Here is a 905-nt window from a genome sequence, read left to right as displayed (position 1 = left end):
GGGTCAGCCACTCGGCGTACTTCGCGTTGCGGCCGTTGACGATGTCGAAGAAGGCGGACTGGATCTTCTCGGTGATCGGGCCGCGGCTGCCCGCACCGATCTCGATGCGATCCAGCTCACGGATCGGTGTCACTTCCGCGGCGGTGCCGGTGAAGAAGGCCTCGTCCGAGATATAGACCTCGTCGCGCGTGATGCGCTTTTCCACCAGCTTCAGGCCCAGGTCCTGGCAGATGTGGAAGATCGTGTTGCGGGTGATGCCGTTGAGCGCGCCGGCCGAGAGGTCCGGCGTGTAGACCACGCCGTTCTTGATGATGAAGATGTTCTCGCCCGCGCCTTCGGAGACGAAGCCCGAGGCGTCCAGCAGCAGCGCCTCGTCGTAGCCGTCCTCGGTGGCTTCCATGTTCGCCAGGATCGAGTTCGAGTAGTTGCTCACCGCCTTCGCCTGCGTCATCGTGATGTTGACGTGGTGGCGGGTGTAGGAGCTGGTCTTGACGCGGATGCCGCGCTTCAGGCCCTCCTCGCCCAGGTAGGCACCCCAGGCCCAGGCGGCGACCATCAGGTGGATGGTGTTGCCCTTCGGAGAAACGCCGAGCTTCTCGGAGCCGATCCAGGTGAGGGGCCGCAGGTAGCAGCTCTCCAGCTTGTTCTCGCGCACCACCGCCTTCTGCGCCTCTTCCACCTGCTCGATGGTGAAGGGGATCTTCATGCGCAGGATCTTGGCGCTGTTGAACAGGCGCTCGGTGTGCTCGCGCAAGCGGAAGATGGCCGTGCCCTTGGGCGTGTTGTAGGCGCGCACGCCCTCGAAGGCGCCGCAGCCGTAGTGCAGCGTGTGGGTGAGCACGTGGATCTTGGCGTCGCGCCAGTCCACCAGCTCGCCGTTCATCCAGATCTTGCCGTCGCGGTCG

The 905-nt window shown here is 64.8% G+C and carries 1 protein-coding gene; it reads right to left on the bottom strand.

Annotated elements, in window-relative coordinates; translation table 11 throughout:
* On the bottom strand, positions 1–905 hold a 905-nt coding region (locus tag B0W88_RS32020), incomplete at both ends, for a branched-chain amino acid transaminase (protein ID WP_077038434.1).

This window comes from Pelomonas sp. KK5, assembly GCF_001984095.1.
Lineage (GTDB): Bacteria > Pseudomonadota > Gammaproteobacteria > Burkholderiales > Burkholderiaceae_C > KK5.
Note: the sequence above shows the minus strand (reverse complement) of the source record. Positions and strands in the feature narration are given on the sequence as shown.